12 protein-coding genes are annotated in these 21,452 nt (G+C 68.0%); 11 read left to right on the forward strand and 1 reads right to left on the reverse strand.

What is annotated here, in order from left to right:
* Positions 1–89: 89 nt before the first annotated feature.
* From ACLQ25_RS07885 to ACLQ25_RS07900, 4 genes are all read left to right on the forward strand, one after another.
* Positions 90–6,368, forward strand: a complete 6,279-nt coding sequence (locus ACLQ25_RS07885; RefSeq protein WP_425730227.1) for a protein kinase domain-containing protein — start codon at positions 90–92, stop codon at positions 6,366–6,368.
* A gap of 46 nt (positions 6,369–6,414) precedes the next feature.
* Positions 6,415–9,363, forward strand: coding sequence for a helicase-related protein (locus tag ACLQ25_RS07890; protein WP_425730228.1), 2,949 nt, complete (start codon positions 6,415–6,417; stop codon positions 9,361–9,363).
* Positions 9,363–13,511 (forward strand): Eco57I restriction-modification methylase domain-containing protein, encoded by a 4,149-nt coding sequence (locus ACLQ25_RS07895; protein ID WP_425730229.1) that lies wholly within the window; start codon positions 9,363–9,365, stop codon positions 13,509–13,511. The genes ACLQ25_RS07890 and ACLQ25_RS07895 overlap by 1 nt, the downstream gene beginning before the upstream one ends.
* A 98-nt stretch (positions 13,512–13,609) precedes the next feature.
* Positions 13,610–14,845 carry a hypothetical protein gene (locus tag ACLQ25_RS07900; protein ID WP_425730230.1) on the forward strand — a complete coding sequence of 412 codons (1,236 nt, stop codon included), beginning with the start codon at positions 13,610–13,612 and terminating at the stop codon, positions 14,843–14,845.
* A 184-nt stretch (positions 14,846–15,029) separates the two neighbouring features.
* Here ACLQ25_RS07900 and ACLQ25_RS07905 read toward each other — a convergent pair whose 3' ends face one another.
* Positions 15,030–15,257: a DUF977 family protein gene (locus ACLQ25_RS07905; protein ID WP_425730231.1), complete on the reverse strand. Its 228-nt coding sequence runs from the start codon at positions 15,255–15,257 to the stop codon at positions 15,030–15,032.
* 104 nt (positions 15,258–15,361) lie between these two features.
* Here ACLQ25_RS07905 and ACLQ25_RS07910 point away from each other — a divergent pair, with 104 nt between their 5' ends.
* The 7 genes from ACLQ25_RS07910 (at position 15,362) to ACLQ25_RS07940 (ending at position 21,393) form a co-directional block, all read left to right on the forward strand.
* Complete coding sequence (locus tag ACLQ25_RS07910; protein ID WP_425730232.1) at positions 15,362–15,634, forward strand: hypothetical protein; 273 nt, start codon at positions 15,362–15,364, stop codon at positions 15,632–15,634.
* Complete coding sequence (locus tag ACLQ25_RS07915; RefSeq protein ID WP_425730233.1) at positions 15,627–16,508, forward strand: helix-turn-helix domain-containing protein; 882 nt, start codon at positions 15,627–15,629, stop codon at positions 16,506–16,508. The genes ACLQ25_RS07910 and ACLQ25_RS07915 overlap by 8 nt, the downstream gene beginning before the upstream one ends.
* A gap of 101 nt (positions 16,509–16,609) precedes the next feature.
* Entirely contained in the window at positions 16,610–17,509 is a 900-nt protein-coding gene (locus ACLQ25_RS07920) for a hypothetical protein (RefSeq protein WP_425730234.1), read from the forward strand.
* Positions 17,506–17,904, forward strand: a complete 399-nt coding sequence (locus tag ACLQ25_RS07925) for a type II toxin-antitoxin system VapC family toxin (RefSeq protein WP_425730235.1) — start codon at positions 17,506–17,508, stop codon at positions 17,902–17,904. The genes ACLQ25_RS07920 and ACLQ25_RS07925 overlap by 4 nt, the downstream gene beginning before the upstream one ends.
* Positions 17,905–18,138: 234 nt before the next feature.
* Entirely contained in the window at positions 18,139–20,679 is a 2,541-nt protein-coding gene (locus ACLQ25_RS07930) for a GmrSD restriction endonuclease domain-containing protein (protein ID WP_425730236.1), read from the forward strand.
* 47 nt (positions 20,680–20,726) lie between these two features.
* Positions 20,727–21,140 (forward strand): hypothetical protein, encoded by a 414-nt coding sequence (locus ACLQ25_RS07935; RefSeq protein ID WP_425730237.1) that lies wholly within the window; start codon positions 20,727–20,729, stop codon positions 21,138–21,140.
* A 28-nt stretch (positions 21,141–21,168) separates the two neighbouring features.
* Entirely contained in the window at positions 21,169–21,393 is a 225-nt protein-coding gene (locus ACLQ25_RS07940; RefSeq protein ID WP_425730238.1) for a 3'-5' exonuclease, read from the forward strand.
* Positions 21,394–21,452 lie beyond the last annotated feature (59 nt).

Raw genomic sequence — 21,452 nt, forward strand, 5'->3', positions numbered from 1 at the left:
CGATCCATGGTGGACTGAGTCCTGTCGGCGGGACCCCCCGAGTTGTGCGGGCAATCAGGCCCCCGCTTCGGGTGCATGGCGCGGCTGCGATGGACAACGAGCTGGGGGCGTTGGGTGTGGCGGTATTGAAGGATCGGATCGCGGGGCGGTTTCGCCTCCAGAGTGCGATCGGCAAAGGCAATATGGGCGAGGTCCACCGTGCCGAGGACATGGATGCGAGCGAGGACTCCGGCGACCGCATCGTGGCGCTGAAGCTGATCCTGCGGAGCCGTGCCGGGGTGGTCATCGACACCTCCGCCGACAGCAAGACCCGGCTGCGGTTCGAGCGCGAGGTGCGCATCATGCGCATGCTCCGGCATCCGCGTCTGCCGCGGATCATCGCCGGTGCGGCGCGGGTGGACGAAACGCCGTACATCGCGATGGAGTTGTTGGACGGCGAGACCTTGCGGGACCTGGTGTCCGAGCATCCGCAGTTGCCGGTCTCGTGGGTCGCGGCCATGGGTGCGCAGATCGCGGACGGCTTGGCGGCGGCACACCTTGTCGGGGTCGTACACCGTGATCTCAAGCCGTCGAACGTGATGCTGCTGCGCACCGGCGCGATCAAGGTGCTCGACTTTGGGATGGGCCGGATCCTCGATGACGAGGCCGGTCGAGTCACGAGCACCGGCGTCACTGTCGGTACGGCCCGCTACATGGCACCGGAGCAGTTCCTCGCGGCGGCGGTCACCGCGGCGGCCGACCTGTATGCGCTGGGCTGCGTCCTGTTCGAGCTGTTGACCGGTGTGCCGCCGTTCCTGAGCGAGTCCGGGTTCGAGTTGGGCCAGAAGCACCTGCACGAGGCGGTTCCGCCGATCCGACTGATGCGCTCGGACGTGCCGGCTGAGCTGGTGCGGCTGATCAGCCGGCTGCTGGCGAAGGAACCAGACGACCGACCGGAGAACGCGGTGGTCGTCCGGGAGGTGTTGCTGCCCTTCGCCACCGGCACCGACCCGGTCCCTGGCTGGGAGACCTTCGACCCGGTGGACTACCTGCGGCGGACACGGGCCGCCGTCGACGCCGTCGCACTGTCGGGGATGGGCGAGGCGCGAGAGGAGGACGAGGCCGCCGACGTACCCAGCTTCGGCATGGATGTCTTCGGTGTGCATCAGCAGCTCATCAAGGACTATCGCGCGTTCACCCAGGGCGGCACGGTCATCCGCGACGACCAGATCGCGCTGTTCGTCGAAGATGATCTGAGCGCCAAGTCGCAGTGGCCTGACCCGTGGGTCTCGCTCAATCCGTTCTTCGCCACCGGCGGCTCGATCCTCGAACTCGTCAGCCAGGGCGTGCTGCACGAGGAGTGCGCCCGGATCTTCCAGGCCAAGAAAACCGCGGGCGGTACGCGCTGCGACGGTCGCCCGCTGACGTTGCACCAGCACCAGCGGGAAGCGATCGAACGGGCGCAGACGGGCGCGTCGTACGTGCTGACCACCGGGACCGGCTCCGGCAAGTCGCTGTCGTACATCGTGCCGATCGTCGACCGGGTGCTCAAGGCCCGTCAGGAGGAGAAGAAGGCGCCGAAGCGGGTTCGGGCGATCATCGTCTACCCGATGAACGCGCTGGCCAACAGCCAGCTCAAGGAGCTGGACAAGTTCCTCCAGGACGGCTATGGCCCGGGTCGGGAGCCGGTCAGCTATGCCCGCTACACCGGCCAGGAGAGCGACGAGCAGCGCCGGCAGATCCGCGAGAGCCCACCGGACATCCTGCTCACCAACTACGTGATGTTGGAGCTGATGCTTACCCGCCCGGACGACCGGCGGTCGCTGATCAGGATGGCCAGCGGGCTGGAGTTCCTGGTCTTCGACGAGCTGCACACCTACCGGGGTCGGCAGGGCGCCGACGTGGCCCTGCTGATCCGTCGGGTCCGGGAAGCCTGCCAGGCGGAGGCCCTCCAGTGCATCGGCACCTCCGCCACCATCTCCAGCGAGGGCAGCGCCGAGGACCAGAAGCAGGTCGTCGCACGGGTCGCCAGCACCCTGTTCGGCAGTGCGGTCACCCTCGAAAACGTCATCGGTGAGACCCTGGTCCGCGCCACCGGACCCGCCCCCGACAACGTGCCGGTCGAGCGGTTGCGGGCACCCGGGGCGCCGCGCGCCTACGCCGATCTGGTGAACGACCCGCTGGCCCGCTGGATCGAGACCTACTTCGGCCTCGGCTTGGACGCCGAGGGCCACCTGGTGCGGCAGAAACCTGCAAAGATCGAAGAGGCTGCGAACGAGCTGGCTGATGCCGCTGACCTCACCGTCGCCGACTGCGCGAGGGCGATCCGGCACACTCTCAAGGCCGGCTCGGAGGCACGGCACCCGGTCACCGAGCGACCTCTGTTCGCGTTCCGGCTGCACCAGTTCCTCTCCAAGGGGGACACCGTCTACGTCACCCTGGAGGACGAACTCACCCGCCACCTCACCCGGGACTATCAGCTGGTCCTGCCCGGGTCGGACGGCAAGATCCTGCTGCCGCTCGCGTTCTGCCGGGAGTGCGGCCAGGAGTACCTGACGGTCTGGCGCACCACCCGTAACGGCAGCGTCGTCTACGAGCCCCGCCGCGACACCATCGGCACGGGCGGCCAGGCCACCGACGGCTACCTCTACATCGACTCCGACCGGCCCTGGCCGACCAGCCGGGAGGAGGTCATCGCGGACCGGCGTATTCCGGAGTCGTGGTTGGAGCCCGACGAGCACGGGCAGGAGACCGTCCGCGCCTCCTACCGGGACCGGCTGCCGACCGCCGTCACCGTCGACCCGTACGGCTTTGAGGGTCGGGGTGCGCTGCGGGCCGCGTTCATCCCGTCGCCGTTCCTGTTCTGTGCCCACTGTGGGGTGGCGTACGAGCAGGTCCGGGGCAGGGACTTCGCCAAGCTCGCCACCCTCGACCAGGAGGGGCGGTCCTCGGCGACCTCGTTGGTCTCCGCGTCCATCGTCCGGTCGCTGATGAGCGCGCCGCCGGAGGCGCTGGACCCGAAGGCGCGCAAGCTGTTGACCTTCGTCGACAACCGGCAGGACGCCTCGCTCCAGGCCGGGCACTTCAACGACTTCGTGCAGATCACCCAGCTCCGCGGAGCGCTCTACCAGGCGGCCCGCACCGCCGGCCGGGAGGGCGTCACCCACGAGGATCTCGCGACGGCGGTGACGGCCGCCCTGGGCCTGCGCGAGGCCGACTACGCCCGGGGCAACGACCTGCCGCCGGCACTGGCGAAGGCGGCGGCCCGGACGCTGCGGGACGTCGTCGCCTTCCGCCTCTACCTCGACCTCGAACGGGGCTGGCGGATCACCATGCCCAACCTGGAGCAGACCGGCCTGCTGGAGATCGACTATCAGGATCTCGACTGGCTGGCCGGCAACGAGGACCGCTGGTCGAGGACCCATGAGCCGCTGCGGCACGCCGAGGCGGCCACCCGCATCGACATCATGCGCGCGCTGCTCAACGAGATGCGCCGTTCCCTCGCCATCGACGTACAGTATTTCCGCGACGACTTCGACCCGCTTCAGCGGGCCAGCGAGGAACGGCTCGTCGACCCGTGGGTGCTGTCGGTCAGCGACAGCCCGAAGGTCGGCATCGCCTACCCGCAACCCTCCGGGCGGGGGATGGACCGCACTGGGCTGTTCCTGTCCGGGCGGGGCAAGTTCGGCAAGTACCTGCGCCGGGTCCACTTCGGCACCCGCCTGAGCTTCGACGACGCGCAGCGGGTGATCGCCGAGGTGCTGGAGGTGCTGGCCGACGCCGGCCTGGTCACCAGGATCGAGGTCGCGCCGCAGCGCGCCGGCCGGTTCCACCGTCCGGCCGGCCCGAGCAGCACCGGTTACCGGGTGTCGGCGGCCTCGCTGATCTGGCGGGCCGGCACCGGTGAGCGGGGCAGCCACGACCCGCTGACCCGCACCTTCACCGGCGACGACGGCCCTCGGGTGAACACCTTCTTCCGCCGGCTCTACCGGGAGGCCGCAGGCACCCTCGCCGGCCTCACCGCCCGCGAGCACACCGCCCAGGTGGACCCGACCGAACGGGAACGGCGTGAGGACGCCTTCCGCACCGCGGACCTCAAACTGCTCTACTGCTCGCCCACCATGGAGTTGGGCGTCGACATCTCCGAACTCAACGCGGTCATGATGCGCAACGTGCCGCCCACCCCGGCGAACTATGCCCAGCGCAGCGGCCGGGCCGGCCGATCCGGGCAGCCGGCGCTGGTGACCACCTACTGCGCCACCGGCAACAGCCACGACCAGTATTATTTCCGCCGCTCCGAGCGGATGGTCGCCGGCGCGGTCGCCCCGCCCCGGCTGGACCTGGCCAACGAGGACCTTGTCCGGTCGCACGTCCAGGCGATCTGGCTGGCCCAGGCGGGCCTGAAGCTCGGCCGGGCCATCCCGGAGACGGTCGACATCGCGTACGCCGAGGACTCCCGGCTGCCAAACCCGGCCCTCGCGCTGCGCGACCACATCACCGCTGCCCTGCACGACACCCAGGCGCAAAAACGGGCCGCCCGCGCGGCCCGCACGGTCTTCGCCGGCCTACTGACCGAGTACGCCGAGTCGAGCTGGTGGGACGACAGGTGGATCGAGGACACCGTCCGGACGACCCCCGACCGGTTCGACGCCGCGTTCGACCGCTGGCGTGGCCTGTTCAAGGCGGCGCTCGTCGACCAGGCCGAGCAGAACCGGCGGGTCCTCGACCACACCCTCTCCGAGCGGGACCGGCGCATCGCGGTGGGTCGCCGTAAGGAGGCCGAGACCCAGCTCAACCTGCTCAAGAACGAGAGCGTCGACAGCAAGTCGGTGTTGTCGGACTTCAACCCGTACCGGTACCTCGCCAGTGAGGGCTTCCTGCCCGGCTACTCGTTCCCCCGGTTGCCGCTCGCGGCCTACGTGCCCACCACCGGGCGTCGGTCCGGTGAGGGCGACTACCTCCAGCGTCCCCGCTTCCTCGCGATCCGCGAGTTCGGCCCCGGCGCGCTCATCTACCACGAGGGCGCGCGATACCAGGTCACCCGGATCCAGTTGCCGCCGGACGCCGCGGGTGACGTGACCACCGGTGCGGCCAACCGGTGTGGCCAGTGCGGCTACCACCACGATGACAAGGAGCGGGCCGACCGCTGCCAGATGTGCGACCAGCCGTTGGGCGAGAAGACGACCGGCCTGTTGCACCTGCACACCGTCTACACCAAGCGCCGGGAGCGGATCTCCTCCGATGAGGAGGAGCGCCGCCGGGCCGGCTACCGGCTGGTCACCTCGTACCGGTTCCACGACCACGGTGCCCGTCCCGGTCGCCGCGACGCCCTGGTCGGCGACGCCGCCGGGGGCCTGGCGACCCTGTCGTACGGCGACTCGGCGACCGTCCGGATCACGAACGTCGGGCGGGTGCGGGCCAAGCCGGACGAGCCGGACGGGTTCTGGCTCGACCTGGCCGACGGCCGGTGGATGAACGAGCGCGACGCCGGGGAGGCGGCCGGCGACTCCAGCGAGATGCCGCTCGTCGACGCCGACGGGAACGACAAGCGCCGCAAGAAGCGGGTCATCCCGTACGTGGAGGACCGGCGCAACATCCTCGTGCTCAAACTCGACGAACCGGTTGACCAGGAGGTGGCGCTGTCGCTGATGTACGCGCTGGAGCGCGGCATCGAGGCCGTCTTCGAGCTGGAGGACTCGGAGTTGACCACGGAGCTGCTGCCGCCGAACGAGGGGCCGCGTGACCGGGTGCTGTTCACCGAGGCGGCCGAGGGCGGGGCGGGCGTGCTGCGGTTGATGCAGGCCGACTCGACCGCCCTGCGGCGGGCCGCGGCCGAGGCCCTGGCCATCTGTCACTTTGCCCCCGACGGCACCGATCTGAAGGGACCCCACCCCGACCGCCCCTGTGCCATGGGTTGCTACGAGTGCCTGCTCACGTACGGCAACCAGCTCAACCACCGGTCCATCGACCGGCACAGCGTGCGGGACCTGCTGCTGCGCTTCGCTGCCGCATCCGCCGCCCCGACCGGCCAGGGCGAGTCGCGCACCGAGCAGCTCGCCCGGTTGACCGCCCGGTCGGACACCGCGCTGGAGGCCAAGCTCATCACCTGGCTGAAGAAGCGCGGGCTGCGGTTGCCCGACGAGGCGCAGATCCTGGTCACCGAGGCGTTGGCCCAACCCGACTACGTCTACCGGCTGCCCGGCGCGACCGTCGCGGTCTTCGTCGACGGTCCGGTCCACGAGTACGACGAGGTGGCGCAGCGCGACCGTGAGGCCGAGGAGCGGCTGCGTGACGCGGGCTGGGACGTGATCCGGTTCCCGTACGACGCCGACTGGGCCGCCATCGCGGCGGAGCACCAGTACTGCTTCGGGACCAGCGTCACCGGCTGACCTCTCCGCCCACCCCACCCACCACACGACGCGCGAGGACCCCCTCATGAGCACTCCCTTCAGCGCCGGCACGTTGGTCTCCGCCCGAGGCCGCGACTGGGTCGTACTGCCGGAGAGCGCGCCCGACATGCTCGTCCTGCGCCCCCTGGGCGGCGCGGACGACGACATCGCGGCGGTCTTTCCCGACTTCGAACCCGTCACCGGCGCGCGGTTCGCCGACCCGTCGCCCGCCGATCTCGGCGACGCCCAGGCCGCCGGCCTGCTGCGTTCCGCGCTGCGGATCGGTTTCCGGTCCGGGGCTGGCCCGTTCCGGTCCCTGGCCGGCATCGCCGTCGAGCCGCGCGCCTACCAGCTGGTGCCGTTGATGATGGCGCTGCGGCAACGGACCGTCCGGATGTTGATCTCGGACGACGTGGGCATCGGCAAGACCGTCGAAGCGGGCCTCATCGCCAGTGAACTGCTCGCCCAGGGCAGTGCGCGCAAACTCGCCGTGCTCTGCTCGCCCGCGCTGGCCGAGCAGTGGCAGGGGGAGCTGCGCGGCAAGTTCGGCATCGACGCCGAACTGGTCCTGGCCTCCACGGTGTCCCGCCTGGAACGCGGCCTGGACCTGGGCCAGTCGCTGTTCGACCGGCACCCGTACGTGATCGTCTCCACCGACTTCATCAAGTCGACCCGGCACCGCGACGACTTCGTCCGACACTGCCCCGACCTGGTCATCGTCGACGAGGCGCACACCTGCGTCGCGGCCGACGACAACACCTCCGCGCAGAATCAGCTCCGCTTCGAGCTGCTGCAACGGGTCGCCGCCGACGCCGAGCGGCACCTGCTGCTGGTGACCGCCACCCCGCACAGCGGCAAGGAGGGCGCCTTCCGCAACCTGCTCGGCCTGGTCAAGCCGGAACTCGCCGCCGTCGACCTGGGCTCCGACGCGGGCCGCCGGGCACTCGCCCCCTACTTCGTGCACCGCAAGCGCGCCGACGTGCGCCAATACCTCACCCGCTCCGACGGGCTACCCGACGACACCCTGTCGGAAAAGACGTCGTTCCCCACCGACCGGCACTTCAAGGACGAGACGTACAAGCTCTCCCCGGCGTACCGGGCGCTGCTCGACGACGCCATCGCGTACGCCAGCGAGCGGGTGACCGCCGCGGACCGGCAGGGCCGGAGGGAGGCCCGGATCGCCTGGTGGTCGGCGATCGCGCTGCTGCGATCCCTGGTGTCGTCGCCGCGTGCCGCCGCACAGACCCTGCGCACCCGGTCGGCGACCGTGGCGGCCGGCAGCGCCGAGGAGGCCGACCGGCTCGGCACCCCGTTGACCAGCGACTCGTCCGACAACGACGCCCTCGAAGGTCTCGACGTCGCCCCCGGTGCGGCGACCGGCGACCTGGCCGGGGGTGTCGACCGGGGCGGCGCGCGGCTCGCCGAGCTGGCCGAGCAGGCGGCGAAGCTGGAGGGCCCCACCGAGGACCGCAAGCTCGCGGCCCTGGTCACCCACCTCAAGGCCCTGCTCAAGGACGGCTACCACCCGATCGTGTTCTGCCGCTACATCCCCACCGCCGAGTACGTCGCCGAGCACCTCGACGGCAAGCTCGGCCGCAAGACGGTGGTGCACGCGGTCACCGGCACGCTCTCCCCACAGCAGCGCATCAACCGCATCGAAGAGCTTGCCAGGGCGGCCGGCGACGACCCGGCCGCCCGCCGGGTGCTGATCGCCACCGACTGCCTCTCCGAGGGCGTGAACCTGCAACACCACTTCGACGCGGTCGTGCACTACGACCTGGCCTGGAACCCCACCCGCCACGACCAGCGGGAGGGCCGGGTCGACCGGTTCGGCCAGAAGCGCGACGTCGTCAAGGTCATCACCCTTTACGGCGGTGACAACGGCATCGACGGCAAGGTCCTCGACGTCCTCATCCGCAAGCACCGACAGATCCGCAAGGACCTCGGCGTCTCCGTCTCCGTGCCCGACGAGGCGTCCTCCGGGGTGACCGACGCGATCGTCGAGTGGGTGCTGCTGCGCGGCCAGCAGGCCGAACGCGGCGAACAGGGCAGCCTCTTCGACGCCGACGAATACCGGGCCCTCGACCGCAGGGCCGCCACCCTGGCCGCCGACTGGCAGTCCGCCGCCGAGCGGGAGAAAACGTCCCGCTCCCGGTTCGCCCAGCACGCCATCCGGCCGGAGGAGGTGGCCGTCGAGGTCGCCGCCGTCCGCGACACCCTGGGTCGGGCGGGGGAGATCCGAGCCTTCGTACGCCAGTCACTGCGCGCCCTCGACGGCATCCTGCGCGACGACCCGGCCCGGCCCGGCGACTTCACCGCGGACGTCAGCGGCACCCCCGCCGGCCTGCGCGACGCCCTCGCCCCGGTGCTCGGCGGCGACGTGGTCGAACTCGGCCGTCCGGTGCCGGTCCGCGACACGGCGGCTGTCGACCGGGGCGAGGTGGCGCTGGTGCGCACCGACCCGGCGGTGGCGGCCCTCGCCGGGTACGTCCTCAACGCCGCCCTGGACGAGCAGGCCCCCGGCCCCCGTCCGGCACGGCGCTGCGGCGTGATCCGCACCCGGGCCGTCACCGCCCGCACCACCCTGCTGGTGGTCCGCTACCGCTTCCACCTCACCCTGCCGTCGCGCACCGGCACCCGGCAGCTCGTCGCCGAGGACGCCCGGCTGCTCGCCTTCGCCGGGGCACCTACCAACGCCCGCTGGCTGCCCGCCGACGACGCCTTCGCGCTGCTCGACGCCACCGCCGACGTCAACACCGACCCCGGCTTCGGCGAACGCACCATGAAGCAGATCCTCGCCGACCTGCCCGTCGTAGCCGACCACCTCACCGGCTACGGCCAGGAGTTGGCCGCCGAACTGCTCGCCTCGCACCGCCGGGTACGCAGCGCCTCCGGCGAGATCGTCCGGGGCCTCACCGTCACCGCCCAGGACGGCGCCGACGTGCTCGGCGCGTACGTCTACCTGCCTGCCCCCACCGCAGGAGGCCCCGCCTGATGTCCGCCACCGCCCGCAACCAGGTCTTCACCGCCGTGCACACCATCGGCGGCCTGCTCCCCGCCGACATGCTGGTCCGCATCGCCGAAGGCAGGGACGTCCCCGGCAGCAAGCCCGCCGACTACCGGGTGGTCGGCGCCCGCTCGGTCCGCGACGACGCCGAACGGCACTGGGAGTGGCTCAAGTCGGTGTGGAAGGACCTGCGCGGCAACCTGCCCGCCGCCCCGGAGGCCGACACCCCCGCCGACCCGACCGGCCGCGCCGTCACCCAATGGCTGGAACCGCTGCTCGACGCGTTCGGCTTCGGTGCCCTCACCCCCATCGGGGCCACCGGCATCACCTCCGACGACGGCGGCAAGACCTTCTCGATCAGCCACCGCTGGCAGCACGTCCCGATCCACCTGGCCCGCTGGAACGCCATCCTGGACAAACGCCCGGCCGGCGGCGGCGTCCCGCCGCAGTCGCTGGTGCAGGAGTGCCTGAACCGCTCCGACGCCCACCTGTGGGGGGTGCTCACCAACGGCCGGCAGCTCCGGCTGCTGCGCGACTCCAACGCCCTCGCCACCGCCGCCTACGTCGAATTCGACCTGGAAGCCATCTTCGACGGCGAACTGTTCAGCGAGTTCGTGCTGCTCTACCGACTGCTGCACGTCTCCCGCTTCGCGGTGGGGGAGGAGGCCGCCCCGTCGACCTGCTGGCTGGAAAAGTGGCGCGCGGAAGCGATCACCTCCGGCGTGCGCGCCCTGGACCACCACCGCGAGGCGGTCAGAAGCGCCATCATGACGCTGGGCACGGGGTTCCTCAGGCACCCGGCCAACGGCGAACTGCGGCGCACGCTCGACGTGGACGAGTACCACGGCGCGCTGCTGCGCCTTGTCTACCGGTTGATCTTCCTTTTCGTCGCCGAGGATCGCGACGCCCTGCATCCGCCGGACACCAGCGAGGAAACCCGCGACCGGTACGCGACGTACTTCTCCTCCGCGCGACTGCGCCGCCAGGCGCTGCGGCGGCGCGGCACCGCCCACGCCGACCTCTACCAGGCGCTGCGAATCGTCCTCGACGCGCTCGGCCGCCTGGACGGCCGCCCAGAGTTGGGACTGTCGGGCCTCGGCGGGCTCTACGACGACACCGACGCCGACAAGCCCTTGCGCGGGATGTCGCTCGCCAACGCCGACCTGCTGGCCGCGGTGCGGTTCCTCTGCCGGGTGCGCGACGGCGGCTCGGGCCGCTGGCGTCCAGTGGACTACCGCAACATGGGGGCCGAGGAACTCGGCTCCATCTACGAATCGTTGCTGGAATCGGTGCCGAAGCACAGCGCCGTCGACAGCACCTTCGAGTTGGTCGACCGGGCTGGCAACGACCGCAAGAAGACCGGCTCCTACTACACCCCGAGTTCCCTGATCGAAACCCTGCTCGACTCCACGCTCGACCCGGTCATCGACGACGCCCAAAAGCGCGGCGAGGCGAAGGCATCGGCCGCCGGCAGGCCCGACGCCGCCGACAGCATCGTCGACGAGTTGCTGTCGCTGACGGTTTGCGATCCGGCCTGCGGCTCCGGCCACTTCCTGGTCGCCGCCGCCCGCCGGATAGCCAAACGCGTGGCGTCCGTCCGACAACGCAACCCGGAACCGACGGTCAAGGCTGTGCAACACGCCCTGCACGAGGTGATCGGACGCTGCCTCTATGGCGTAGACCTCAACCCGATGGCCGTCGAACTCGCCAAGGTGTCGCTTTGGCTGGAGGCGCTGGAGCCGGACCGGCCGTTGGACTTCCTGGACGCGCACATCAAGCACGGCAACGGGCTGATCGGCGCGACCCCGGCCCTGATCCGGGACGGCATCCCCAGCAAGGCGTTCAAACCGGTCGAGGGCGACGACCCCACGTGGGCGCGGTTGCTGGAGAAGCGCAACGAGACCGAACGGCAGGAGCATCCTGTCCTCTTCGGGCTCGACCAGGGCATGACGCTTACCAACGTCACCTTCGCGGACGCGCTGCGCCGCATCCACGACGCCGCCGCCGGCAACCTCAGCGACGTCCGCGAGCGGGCCGCCGACTACCACGACTGGGCGGCCTCGTCGGAGTACGTGCACGCCAAGCATGTAGCCGACGCCTGGTGCGCGGCGTTCGTTTGGCACAAGGCCCAGGACCAGCCGCCGGCCATCACCCACGAGGTGTTCGGCGTGTTGCGCGACCCGGCCGGACCGGGCGCTCCGCAAGGCATCTACGACGAGATCACCCGGCTACGGGAGGCGTACACCTTCTTCCACTGGCACCTTGAGTTCCCCGACATCTTCGTGGTGCCCGACGAATCCGACTCACGCGCCGACCTGGACCCGATCACCGGCTGGTCGGGCGGCTTCTCCTGCGTCCTCGGCAACCCGCCCTGGGACAAGGTCGACTTCGAGGACAAGAAGTACTTCAGCGTGGTCGACCCGTCCATCGCCGCTATCGCCGGCACCGCTCGGCGTGCACGAATCGCCGCGTGGGCCGCAGAGTTCCCGGAGTCAGGCGAGCGCTACCGAGCGGCCCGTAGAAGAGTTAAGTCGACCTTCCACTTTGCAGGTGATTCCGGGGCTTTCCCGCTCTGCGCAAGGGGCCTCACGGTCAAGGGCGTCAACTCGCTCCAGACGGACCAACTCTTCACCGAGCGGTTCGGCGCAATCGTTGCACCGGAGGGCCGCTTCGGCGGTGTCATCCCGACGGCCATCGCGACGGGTGCCGGTTCCCAACACTTGTTCAGTAATCTCAGCAGTAGCGGCCGTGTGGCATCGCTGTACGACTTCGAGAACCGCAAGCCAGTGTTCGTGGGCGTGCACTCCAGTTACAAGTTCTGCCTCCTGTCCGCCACGGGGCGAGGCTTGACCGAGCCGGCCGCCCGGTACGCGTTCTTTCTCGAAGACCCGACGGACCTTGACGACGCCGATCGAGTCTTCGCCCTGGCCCCCGAAGAGATCACCCTGATCAACCCGAACACTGGCACGCTGCCAGTCTTCCGTAGTCGCCGAGACGCGGACTTGACGGCGGCCATCTACCGTCGCATTCCGGTGCTGTGGTCTGAGCGCGGACGGGGCTCTAACCTCTGGAGGCTGTCCTTCAAGCGGCTTTTCGACATGACCGATGACTCCGATCTCTTCAGGAGTCGAGAGCAGTTGGAGGCTGAGGGCTGGGAGCTGCACGGCAACGTCTTCGTCCGAGGCGAGGAGCGGATGCTGCCGCTGTATGAGGCAAAAATGGTCAGCTATTTCAACCACCGAGCCGCTGATGTGGTGAAGAGCTTGACCGCGCTCAATCGGCAGAACCAGCCGCGCTATCTCTCCGTAGATGATCTTCGGGACCCGTATCGGTGCGGGGTGTCGCAGAATTGGGTTGCCGAAGATGGCTTGATCTCGACTCAGCGAAACGGCGCAGACGTATCGGTTCCTGCTGTTCGTCGTCGGCTGAAGGATATGGGATGGGAGAGGGAATGGCTTTGCGGCTGGTGTGACGTAACTGCCTCAACTAATGAGCGAACCGCAATCCCTGCCCTTATTCCGCTCGTGGCCGTCGGGCATACCTTTCCGCTGATGTTTCCGGATGTATCTTCAGGTCTAGTTGCCGTCCTCGTTGCAGCTCAATCATCCCTCGTTTTTGATTTCGTGAGCCGCCAAAAAACCAGCGGTGTCCACATGGCTCTGATGACGTGGAAGCAGCTTCCGGTTCCTGAGCCAAAGGTGCTGGAACCGCACGCACCCTTCATCTTGGTTCGAGTGCTCGAACTCGTTTACACCGCGTATGACATGGTTCCGTTGGCGAGAGACCTGGGTGACCGAGGCGAGCCGTTCTGCTGGGACGAGACCCGCCGGACCCAAATCCGTGCCGAATTGGATGCTTACTTCTTCCACTTGTACGGCATCAAGCGTGACGACGTCGACTACATCATGGAAACATTTCAGACAGCGAATGGCGGATTAAAGCATAATGAGATCGCAAAATACGGTTCATACCGAACGAAGGACTTGATGCTTGCTGAGTTTGACCGTATGACTGCAGTTGGATTGAGTGCAACAAGCCCGCTGATTGACGGCCAGAATTACGTGTCAGCTCTAAGGCTCCCGCCGGGGAGTGGTCCGAGGTTTAAGGCAAATCCCGGCATCCCCACTGTGTCTTAGCGTAGTTCTTCCTCTCCTGCAAACGCTGCGCCACATCGCTGTCTCGGCGGCGATGAGCTTGCTGTGCGAAGTTGCTTAAATAGATTCTGGAGTCCGGCGTGATTGTAGCTGAAGTAGACTGGAAAATTGTCCGGCCCACGCTTCTTGGTGTGGGCGCGGGCGTGCTGCTTCTTCATGTTTTTTACCTGGCGGTAAGGACGGAGTGGCCGGTTAAATATGCAACACTAGCTGTTAGTGACTACGGTGTTGTGGTCAATCGAGGCTTTGCGCGTTACCTGGTTTTTGCGCTTGGCCCAACGTATCTCGTGACCTTGCTCGTCTCCACGACTGTCGGACGATTCGGTGGACATTCTGTCTTTTGTGCACTGAGCGTTGGTCTAATTCACGCGGCCCGAACGCTGGGCGTTCTTATCTTCAATAGCTTGAGGATGCGAAGTTCGAGGCTGCGGATTCCGACGGTTGTTTTCTCTGCACTCTCATCTTTGGGGCTCTTGGTGGTCAGCTTCCTTGGCGGTCTTGGCCCTGGTCGGGCAGTAATCGTGGTTCCACCCTTAGATGAATTCTTCAAAGCGTTCTGGACTGCGGCATTTGTGGCGGTCGTGGCCGTTATGGCGCTTCGTGATAACGGTAGGCAGCGTGATATTGAGGAGATTGTTGAACGGTCTCGACGGGAGGTGGGGGACAAGCTGCTGCGGTGCGGCCGACAAACCGCTGCGGAGTTTGATGCTGATCCAATGCTAGTGGAGGCTGTCCTCTTGGCGGAGAACCTGGAGAGGCCGAGGTGGTTTCGCGGCCTTGAGCGCTTGAAGGGACGAGTTTTCCCTTCCGGCACTTACGGGGTGATGCAGGTTTGGGCGGGAAAACCGATTTCCGATAAGGAGTCTATTCGAGTTGCTGTGCGCCAGCATTTGGGTGGAATCAATGGCTCTATGATTTGCAGCGGAGATGGTTACGTAGATAACGATAGGCTTTCGGACGCGCTGAGATCGTACAACCCGAATAGATCATTCATTGACCTCGCTTCCGACATTTTCACGTTCATATATGACCCCGACGACTATCGGGTTCTGGGTATTGGAATGGGGCAGAGCGATTCTACTGAGCCTGTTGAGGTGGATCAAGATAGTCGCGTATTTGTCGATAAGCCTTACGAGGCTCACGCATTGAATTTGATGCGGCAAGCAATGTGCGCCGCTTCGAAGGCTCCGCCTGAGTCGATAGCGAGGATCAGTATGGCCCTGGCTTCCTATCAGGAAGACCTCGAGAAGTGTGGGCGCTTCAATGCGGATACGGAGGCACAGGTGAGCAGTATAAGCGCGGATGGTAAATTATAGCGAGAAGAGCGGTGAAGGATCATTCCTACGCCACGACGTAAGGGCTGGCCACTCATCGACCCAATTAAGGGCGCTAAAATTCGAGTGCAATTCGGAGTATGAGGGAACCCGAGATTCTTAGGTGCTTCCTCGCGCCGCCTGCGCCAGACATCGGAGCCGGCCTCAGGGTCTGTTGTTATGGGGTCTAGTCCGCTTGGTCAGCCACGAAGACGCCCAGCCCTTGTCGTCCGATGAGTTCTCCGGACTCGATCATGGAGTCGACGGCCCTCCGGACGGTCGCGGAACTCGTGGAGTGTTGGTCCATGAGTTCCCGTGTGGTCGGGATCTTTTCGCCCCGCTTCAGTAATCCGGCCTTGATCCTAGCCCTCAGATCATCACGGATGGATCTCCAGAGGGGCTGGGCGTAGGGCATACCCCGATGTCACCACCGGCGAAGCGGCGGTAGACGAGCAACCCAAGGTTTGCTAGGAATGCTGGGAACGTGGAGTAAGCTTCGGGCAAACCCGGGGAGGCGGCGTGGGTGGGCGGTGGAAGTGGTTCTTGCGGGCCGGACAGGTTGCGGTGGACCTGACCGGGCAGGTGGTGCCCGACGGGGACGAGCCGGGGCGCTGGCGGCGGAAGACGGTCGAGAACGTCGTACCCGATGGGGTCCAGACCTCGCGGTGCGACGGCGCGGTCGTCTACGAGTGGCCCGCGCGGCGGCGGGCGGCGGGCGGGCTCAACCAGCGGGCGGACCGCTACCGGGCGCAGCCGCCCGGCCAGCGGCGGCGCGAGGGTTCCGATGGTTGACGCTACGGGCTCGACGGTGCCGCGTCGGCAGCTCGGGCGGATGCTGCGGGATCTTCGCGCCGAGGCGTGCATGACGCTGGACGCCGTGGCCGAGGCGGTGCAGTGCAGCCGGCAGAAAATGTGGCGGGTCGAGAGCGGCCTCGGCCCGGTGCGCGGGGTCGACGTGCGGGCCATGTGCGAGCTGTACGGGGCGCGGCCCGAGCTGACCGCCGCGCTCGTCGCCCTGGCGGGGGAGACGCGGGCGAAGGGCTGGTGGCACGCCTACGGCGACCCCGTACCCGACTGGTTCGACCTGCACGGCGGCCTGGAGTCCGCCGCGTGCCGGCTCCGCGAGCACGCCGGGGCGCTGGTCCCCGTGCTGTTGCAGACCCGGGGGTACGCGTCGGAGACCTGCCCGCGCCGGCCCGGCGCGACCGACGAGGAGCGGGAACGCCTGGTCGAGGCGCGGCTGCGGCGGCAGGGCCTGCTCCGGCGGCGGCTGCCCCGACCGCCCCGGTTCGAGGTGATGCTCTCCGAGGCGGTGCTGCTGCGGGTGGTGGGTGGCGTGGCGGCCATGGCCGAACAGCTCCGGCGCCTGGAGGCGGCGAGCCGGTTGCCGCAGGTGTCGATCCGGGTGCTGCCACTCGCCGCCGGCGCACGCGACGGGGCGCTCGCCGGATCGTTCGTGATGCTGGACTTCCCGCTCGGCCTGCGCGTCGACCCCGACCCGTCGGTAGTCTACCAGGAGTCGTTGACCGGGGCGCTGTACCTCGATCGGCCGGCAGAGCTTGCCGCGTACGAGCAGGTCTGGGCCGGCCTCGACGCGCTGGCCCTGGGCGAGGAGGAGTCCCGCCGGCTGATCGTCAAGATCGGCGAGGAAATGCACTCCGATTGAGCGTCGAGTGATCGGGGCGTCGCTCGGCGTTGCGCCCGGTGCTGCGTCGCTCGGCGCGTACCCTTTCTGGACCGGCAGCGCGAAGCGCGGAGGAGGTGACGATGGCGACTGATGATTCGTCGGCTGTCGACCTGACGCTGCGGGCGGTGGGGCCGGCTACGGAGGGCGGTCGCCTGCCGCTCGCCGAGCTGTCCCGGCTGGCGAGCGGGTTGCAGGCGGCCCTGGAGTTGCTGGCGCTGAGTATTGCCGGCAAAACCACCGGTCCCGGTCGTCGGCCTCGCGAGATCGTGGACGCGGTACGGCTCGACTTCGTCGGATTCCGAGCGGGTTCGGCGTTGCTGGACATCGCGCGAACCGGGCAGCTCTCGCTCGACGAAGGAGTGTTGGAACAGGCGCTGACGGCGCTGGAAGAGGGCACGAACCGTCTCCGTGAACGGCCGGAGGTCCTGCCACCTCACTTCGGCCCGCAGGTGCTCAATCAGCTTCGCAGTCTGACCGGTGGGATCAGCGCCAGGGGCGTCACCCGGGTGGAGCTTTGGCAGGGCGACCGCACCCGGTTCGTGATCGACGAAGCGCTACACCGAGCCGTCCGCCGGACTTCGCTTGAAAAGATCGCCCAGGAATCGACGATCGTCGGCCGCCTGCACATGGGAGATTTTTCCCCCGCAACCCTGCGCTGCCGGATCGACACCTACGCCGGAAGTATCCTCTGTGACTTTGACTCTGACCTACGGGACGCCGTGCTGGACGCGATGGACCAGGTGGTGATGGCAGAAGGCGTCGCCGAGCTTGAACCCAACGGCACGACAATCCACATTCTGCACCTGTCGAGCCTGCACAGGCTCGACTCTGCCGAGCCGAAAAGCCTGGACGACATCGCCAGGGCGCAGGGTGTGACGCCGGTTCGTTCGGTCGACGAGCTACGGGGGGCACCGATCGGCGACATGAACGACTTTCTGGCCGCGCTGCGTTCGGCCAGAGGTGAGGGTGAAGACCAGTGAAGCGGGTCCTCGTCGACACTGATGCGTTCTCGACCATCTGGCAGGGAACCGATGACCACCTCGCTCAGCAGTTGATTGGCTCGACGCCCATCCTCAGCTTCGCGACCGTCGCCGAGCTGCACTACGGCGCGGCGAAGGCGGGATGGGGCGACCGTCGTGTCCTGGCCCTCGACGAGGCCGTCCGGCGCTACGTGGTGGCCCCCTATGACCAGGAACTGGCCCGGCTGTGGGGACGGCTCAAGGCGCAGGCCCAGTCCGCCGGCCATGCGCTTGGGCAGACGGCGCAGACCAACGATCTTTGGATCTGTGCTACCGCGATCCGCTACGAGGCTCCGCTGCTGACATTGAATCGCAGGCATTTCGACAGTTTCCCCGGGCTCGTCGTACTGCCGTGAAGCACTTCCGCGCTAGAGCGGAGTGAACGACGGTGGGGTGCGCCAGGCTCCCTCAACCTGATCTCCATGTGGGGTGTTGCTTAAACGACCGCCGTGCGGAATGACGAGCGGTCTCAGCGCCGCCGGGCGCTGTCGACTATCCGACGCGGCAACTTCCCGTGTGTGTTGCCCGCGGGTCTGTTGATCTGGTTGTGTTGCCGGCTTAGGGCGAGGTCCGAATAGGACGGGAGCGGGATGGTCGCGGCGCAGGAAACGACGTTGCAGGGTCTGCTGGAGGGGGCGAAGCAGTATCACGTGCCGCTCTACCAGCGGACCTATTCGTGGACCGAGCTTCACCTCGAACGGATCTGGGACGACGTCTGCCAGCTCGCCAGGGACCGGGTCGAGCACCCGACCGCCACCCACTTCATCGGTTCGCTGGTGCTCGCGCCCAGCCCGGCCATGGGTCCGGTCGGCGTCGCCGAATACCTGGTGGTGGACGGCCAGCAGCGGTTGACCACGCTGACACTCCTGCTGTGCGCCATCCGCGACCGCCGGGCCGAGCGCGAGAGTCCGAAACACCGGCTCCGGCTGGACCAGCAGTACCTGACCAACCCGTTCGAGGAGCAGCGCTGGTTGAAGCTGGTCCCCACCCAGGCGGACCGGGACGCGTACGCGGCCTGCGTGAAGTCGACGCCGCACGCCGGCGGGGACAACCCGGTGGGTCGCGCTTACCGGTTCTTCGCCAAGAGGCTGGCGACCATCGGCACCACCGAGGAGCCGGTCGCCATCGAGCAGATCGAGAGCGCCGTGATCACCGGACTGGCGTTGGTGGCGATCACCGCCAAGGCCGGTGACAACGTCTACCGGATCTTCGAGTCGCTGAACAACACCGGGCTGACGCTCACCCAGGCCGACCTGCTGCGTAACTACATCTTCATGCGGCTGCCCAACCGGGGACACGCCGTCTACGAATCGCTCTGGCTGCCACTGCAGCAGCGGCTAACCCCGATGGAGCTGGTCCTGCTCTTCTGGCTCGACCTGGTCCACCGCGACCCGAAGGTCAAGCAGACCGACACGTACTCGACCCAGCAGGAACGCCTCGAAAAGCTTCGAACCGAAGCGGACGTCGAGGCCGAGGTGCAGCGATTCAGCCGGCTCGGGGCGCTGCTGCGGGTGATCCTGCACCCCGGCGAGGAGCAGGACCCGGGCGTACGGCGGCGGCTGGAGCGGCTCAGCGCGTGGGGCACCACCACGGTCTACCCGCTGCTGCTGCACCTGCTCGATCGACGGGACCAGGGCACGGCGACCTCCGAGCAGATCGCCTCCGCGATGTTGTACCTGGAGAGCTTCTTCGTCCGGCGGCTGCTGATCGGCCGGAGCACCATGAACATCAACCGCATCCTGCTCGCCGTGGTCACCGAGATGGACCGGGACCTACCGGTCCACGAGGCGGTGCGGAGGTACCTGTCGACGGGCCGCAAGCACTGGGCCACCGACGCGAGCCTGCGTGCCCTGGTACGGACCATCCCGTTCTACCTCAACGGCCGGGCCAGCCAGCGCAGCCTCGTGCTGCGCTGGCTGGAGGAGTCCTACGACAACAAGGAACCGGTGGCGCTGGAGAAGCTGACCATCGAACACGTACTGCCGCAGACGCTCAGCGGCGAGTGGGCGCAGATGCTCGCCGCCGACCTCGACACGCACGAGACCTCCGACGAGGCCCACGAGGCGCTCGTGCACACCCTGGGAAACCTCACCCTCACCGGCTACAACTCGGAGCTGAGCAACAAGCCGTTCGCCGTGAAGCGGATCGCTCTGGCGAAGAGCGGTATCCGGCTGAGCAGGGAAATCGCCGACCAGCAGCGGTGGGGCGGCTCGGAGATCCTGGCGCGGGCCGACGTCCTCGCCGAACGAATCATCACCATCTGGCCAGGTCCCACACAGGAGAGCGGTAACCAGTCCGACGTGCCCTGGGACGTACTGGCGAAGGCCCTCGCCGAGCTGCCAACCGGCTCGTGGACCACCTACGGTGACCTGGCCGCCCTGATCGGTACGGCGCCACAACCGGTGGGGAACCGGCTGGCCAATCATCCGACCCCGAACGCCCACCGGGTGCTCCAGGCCGGCGGGATCGTCGCGGGAAACTTCCGGTGGGTCGAACCGGACCGTACCGACGACCCACGGGAGGTGCTCCGCGCCGAGGGGGTTACGTTCGACCAGCACGGCCGCGCCGACCATGCGCAGCGCATCGGCACCGAGGAGTTGGCACAGCTCGCCGGCATCACGGCTGAGGAACTGCCGGAGCGGATCCCCCGACCCCGGCCGGGCCAGAGCGGCACCTACGCCGACCGGTTCCTCGAACAGGTCACCGCTATGCAGAGTCCGGCGGTGGCCACCGCCACGGTCGTCCTGCTTGAGGCCTGGACCGCGATGGGCGGCACGCTGTCCTACGGCACCGGCGCGGAGACGTCCTGCTTCCTGATGGCCCGGCGCAGAGAGCACGAGCTGGGCAGCATCTGGCCAGCGGTGATCTACCCGGGCGGGAAGTTCGAGGTGGTGTTCCAGCATCTCAGCGTCCGCACGCCGTTCAACGACATCGCCCTGCGGGAGGAGCTTCGGCAGCGGCTCAACCAGATGCCGGGGGTGAACATCGCCGCCACCAAGCTCACCCTGCGGCCAGGCTTCCCCCTGACGGTTCTCGCGGATGCCGACGCCCGCGAGGCGCTGCTCGACCATCTGCTGTGGTTCTACGACCAGGCGCAACTGTCCCCGTCGGACGAGCTGGTCACCGACTAGGCACCCCTGACCGCCACCCCTCGACCCGTCACCCCGGAGGCCCACCGGTGCCCCAGCTCGCCTTCGCCAACAGCTTCTGGCAGAGCTTCGACGTCCTGGAGAGGCCGATCAAGGCCGGCGTACGCAAGGCGATGGAGAAGTTCCAGCAACTCACCATCGCCGAGCTGCACTCCGACAAGGGACTGCACCTGGAGTCGGTGCACAACGCCCGGGACTCGCGCATGCGGACCATCCGGATCAACGACTTCTGGCGTGGCGTCGTGCTCGCCCCCGACGACGGTAGCGACACGTTCCTGCTGCTCAACGTCGTGCCGCATACCTGGGCGGCGAAACGCCTCTACACCGTCAACACGGCGACTCTGCGCACGGTTCAATCTCCTGCTGAAAACGGTGTACGACGAGCTGACCGCCGCCGGTGTGCCGGCGGTGTGGGTGCGCGATCAGCCCAGTGCAGACGTTGAAGGCGTACGGCTCGCCACCATGCACGCGATGAAAGGCCTCGAATTCCGCTGTGTTGCAGTGGCGGGAGCCACGGTGAGGGCGGTTCCCTTCGCAAAGGAGGTCACGCCCAGCGAGGTCGACCAGCTGCAACACGACAGCGACCTACTCCGGGAACGCTGCCTGCTCTTCGTCGCGAGCACCCGCGCCCGGGAGGCGCTGCATGTGTCGTGGAGCGGCCAGCCCAGCCCGTTCCTGTCGTTCGTGTCCAGCTGATGCGCTCGCCGCGAAGCGGCCGGACGCCCTCTGCGGCGGCCTCCCGGAGCAACAGGTGG

Source organism: Micromonospora sp. DT44 (genome assembly GCF_049841635.1).
In the GTDB taxonomy this organism is placed as follows: Bacteria; Actinomycetota; Actinomycetes; order Mycobacteriales; family Micromonosporaceae; genus Micromonospora.

Excerpts from the sequence above, each read along its gene's own strand:
- ACLQ25_RS07885 (WP_425730227.1), top strand. The coding sequence starts at position 90 with ATGGACAACGAGCTGGGGGCGTTGGGTGTGGCGGTATTGAAGGATCGG.
- ACLQ25_RS07890 (WP_425730228.1), top strand. The coding sequence starts at position 6,415 with ATGAGCACTCCCTTCAGCGCCGGCACGTTGGTCTCCGCCCGAGGCCGC.
- ACLQ25_RS07895 (WP_425730229.1), top strand. The coding sequence starts at position 9,363 with ATGTCCGCCACCGCCCGCAACCAGGTCTTCACCGCCGTGCACACCATC.
- ACLQ25_RS07905 (WP_425730231.1), bottom strand. The coding sequence starts at position 15,257 with ATGCCCTACGCCCAGCCCCTCTGGAGATCCATCCGTGATGATCTGAGG.
- ACLQ25_RS07915 (WP_425730233.1), top strand. The coding sequence starts at position 15,627 with ATGGTTGACGCTACGGGCTCGACGGTGCCGCGTCGGCAGCTCGGGCGG.
- ACLQ25_RS07920 (WP_425730234.1), top strand. The coding sequence starts at position 16,610 with ATGGCGACTGATGATTCGTCGGCTGTCGACCTGACGCTGCGGGCGGTG.
- ACLQ25_RS07930 (WP_425730236.1), top strand. The coding sequence starts at position 18,139 with ATGGTCGCGGCGCAGGAAACGACGTTGCAGGGTCTGCTGGAGGGGGCG.
- ACLQ25_RS07940 (WP_425730238.1), top strand. The coding sequence starts at position 21,169 with ATGAAAGGCCTCGAATTCCGCTGTGTTGCAGTGGCGGGAGCCACGGTG.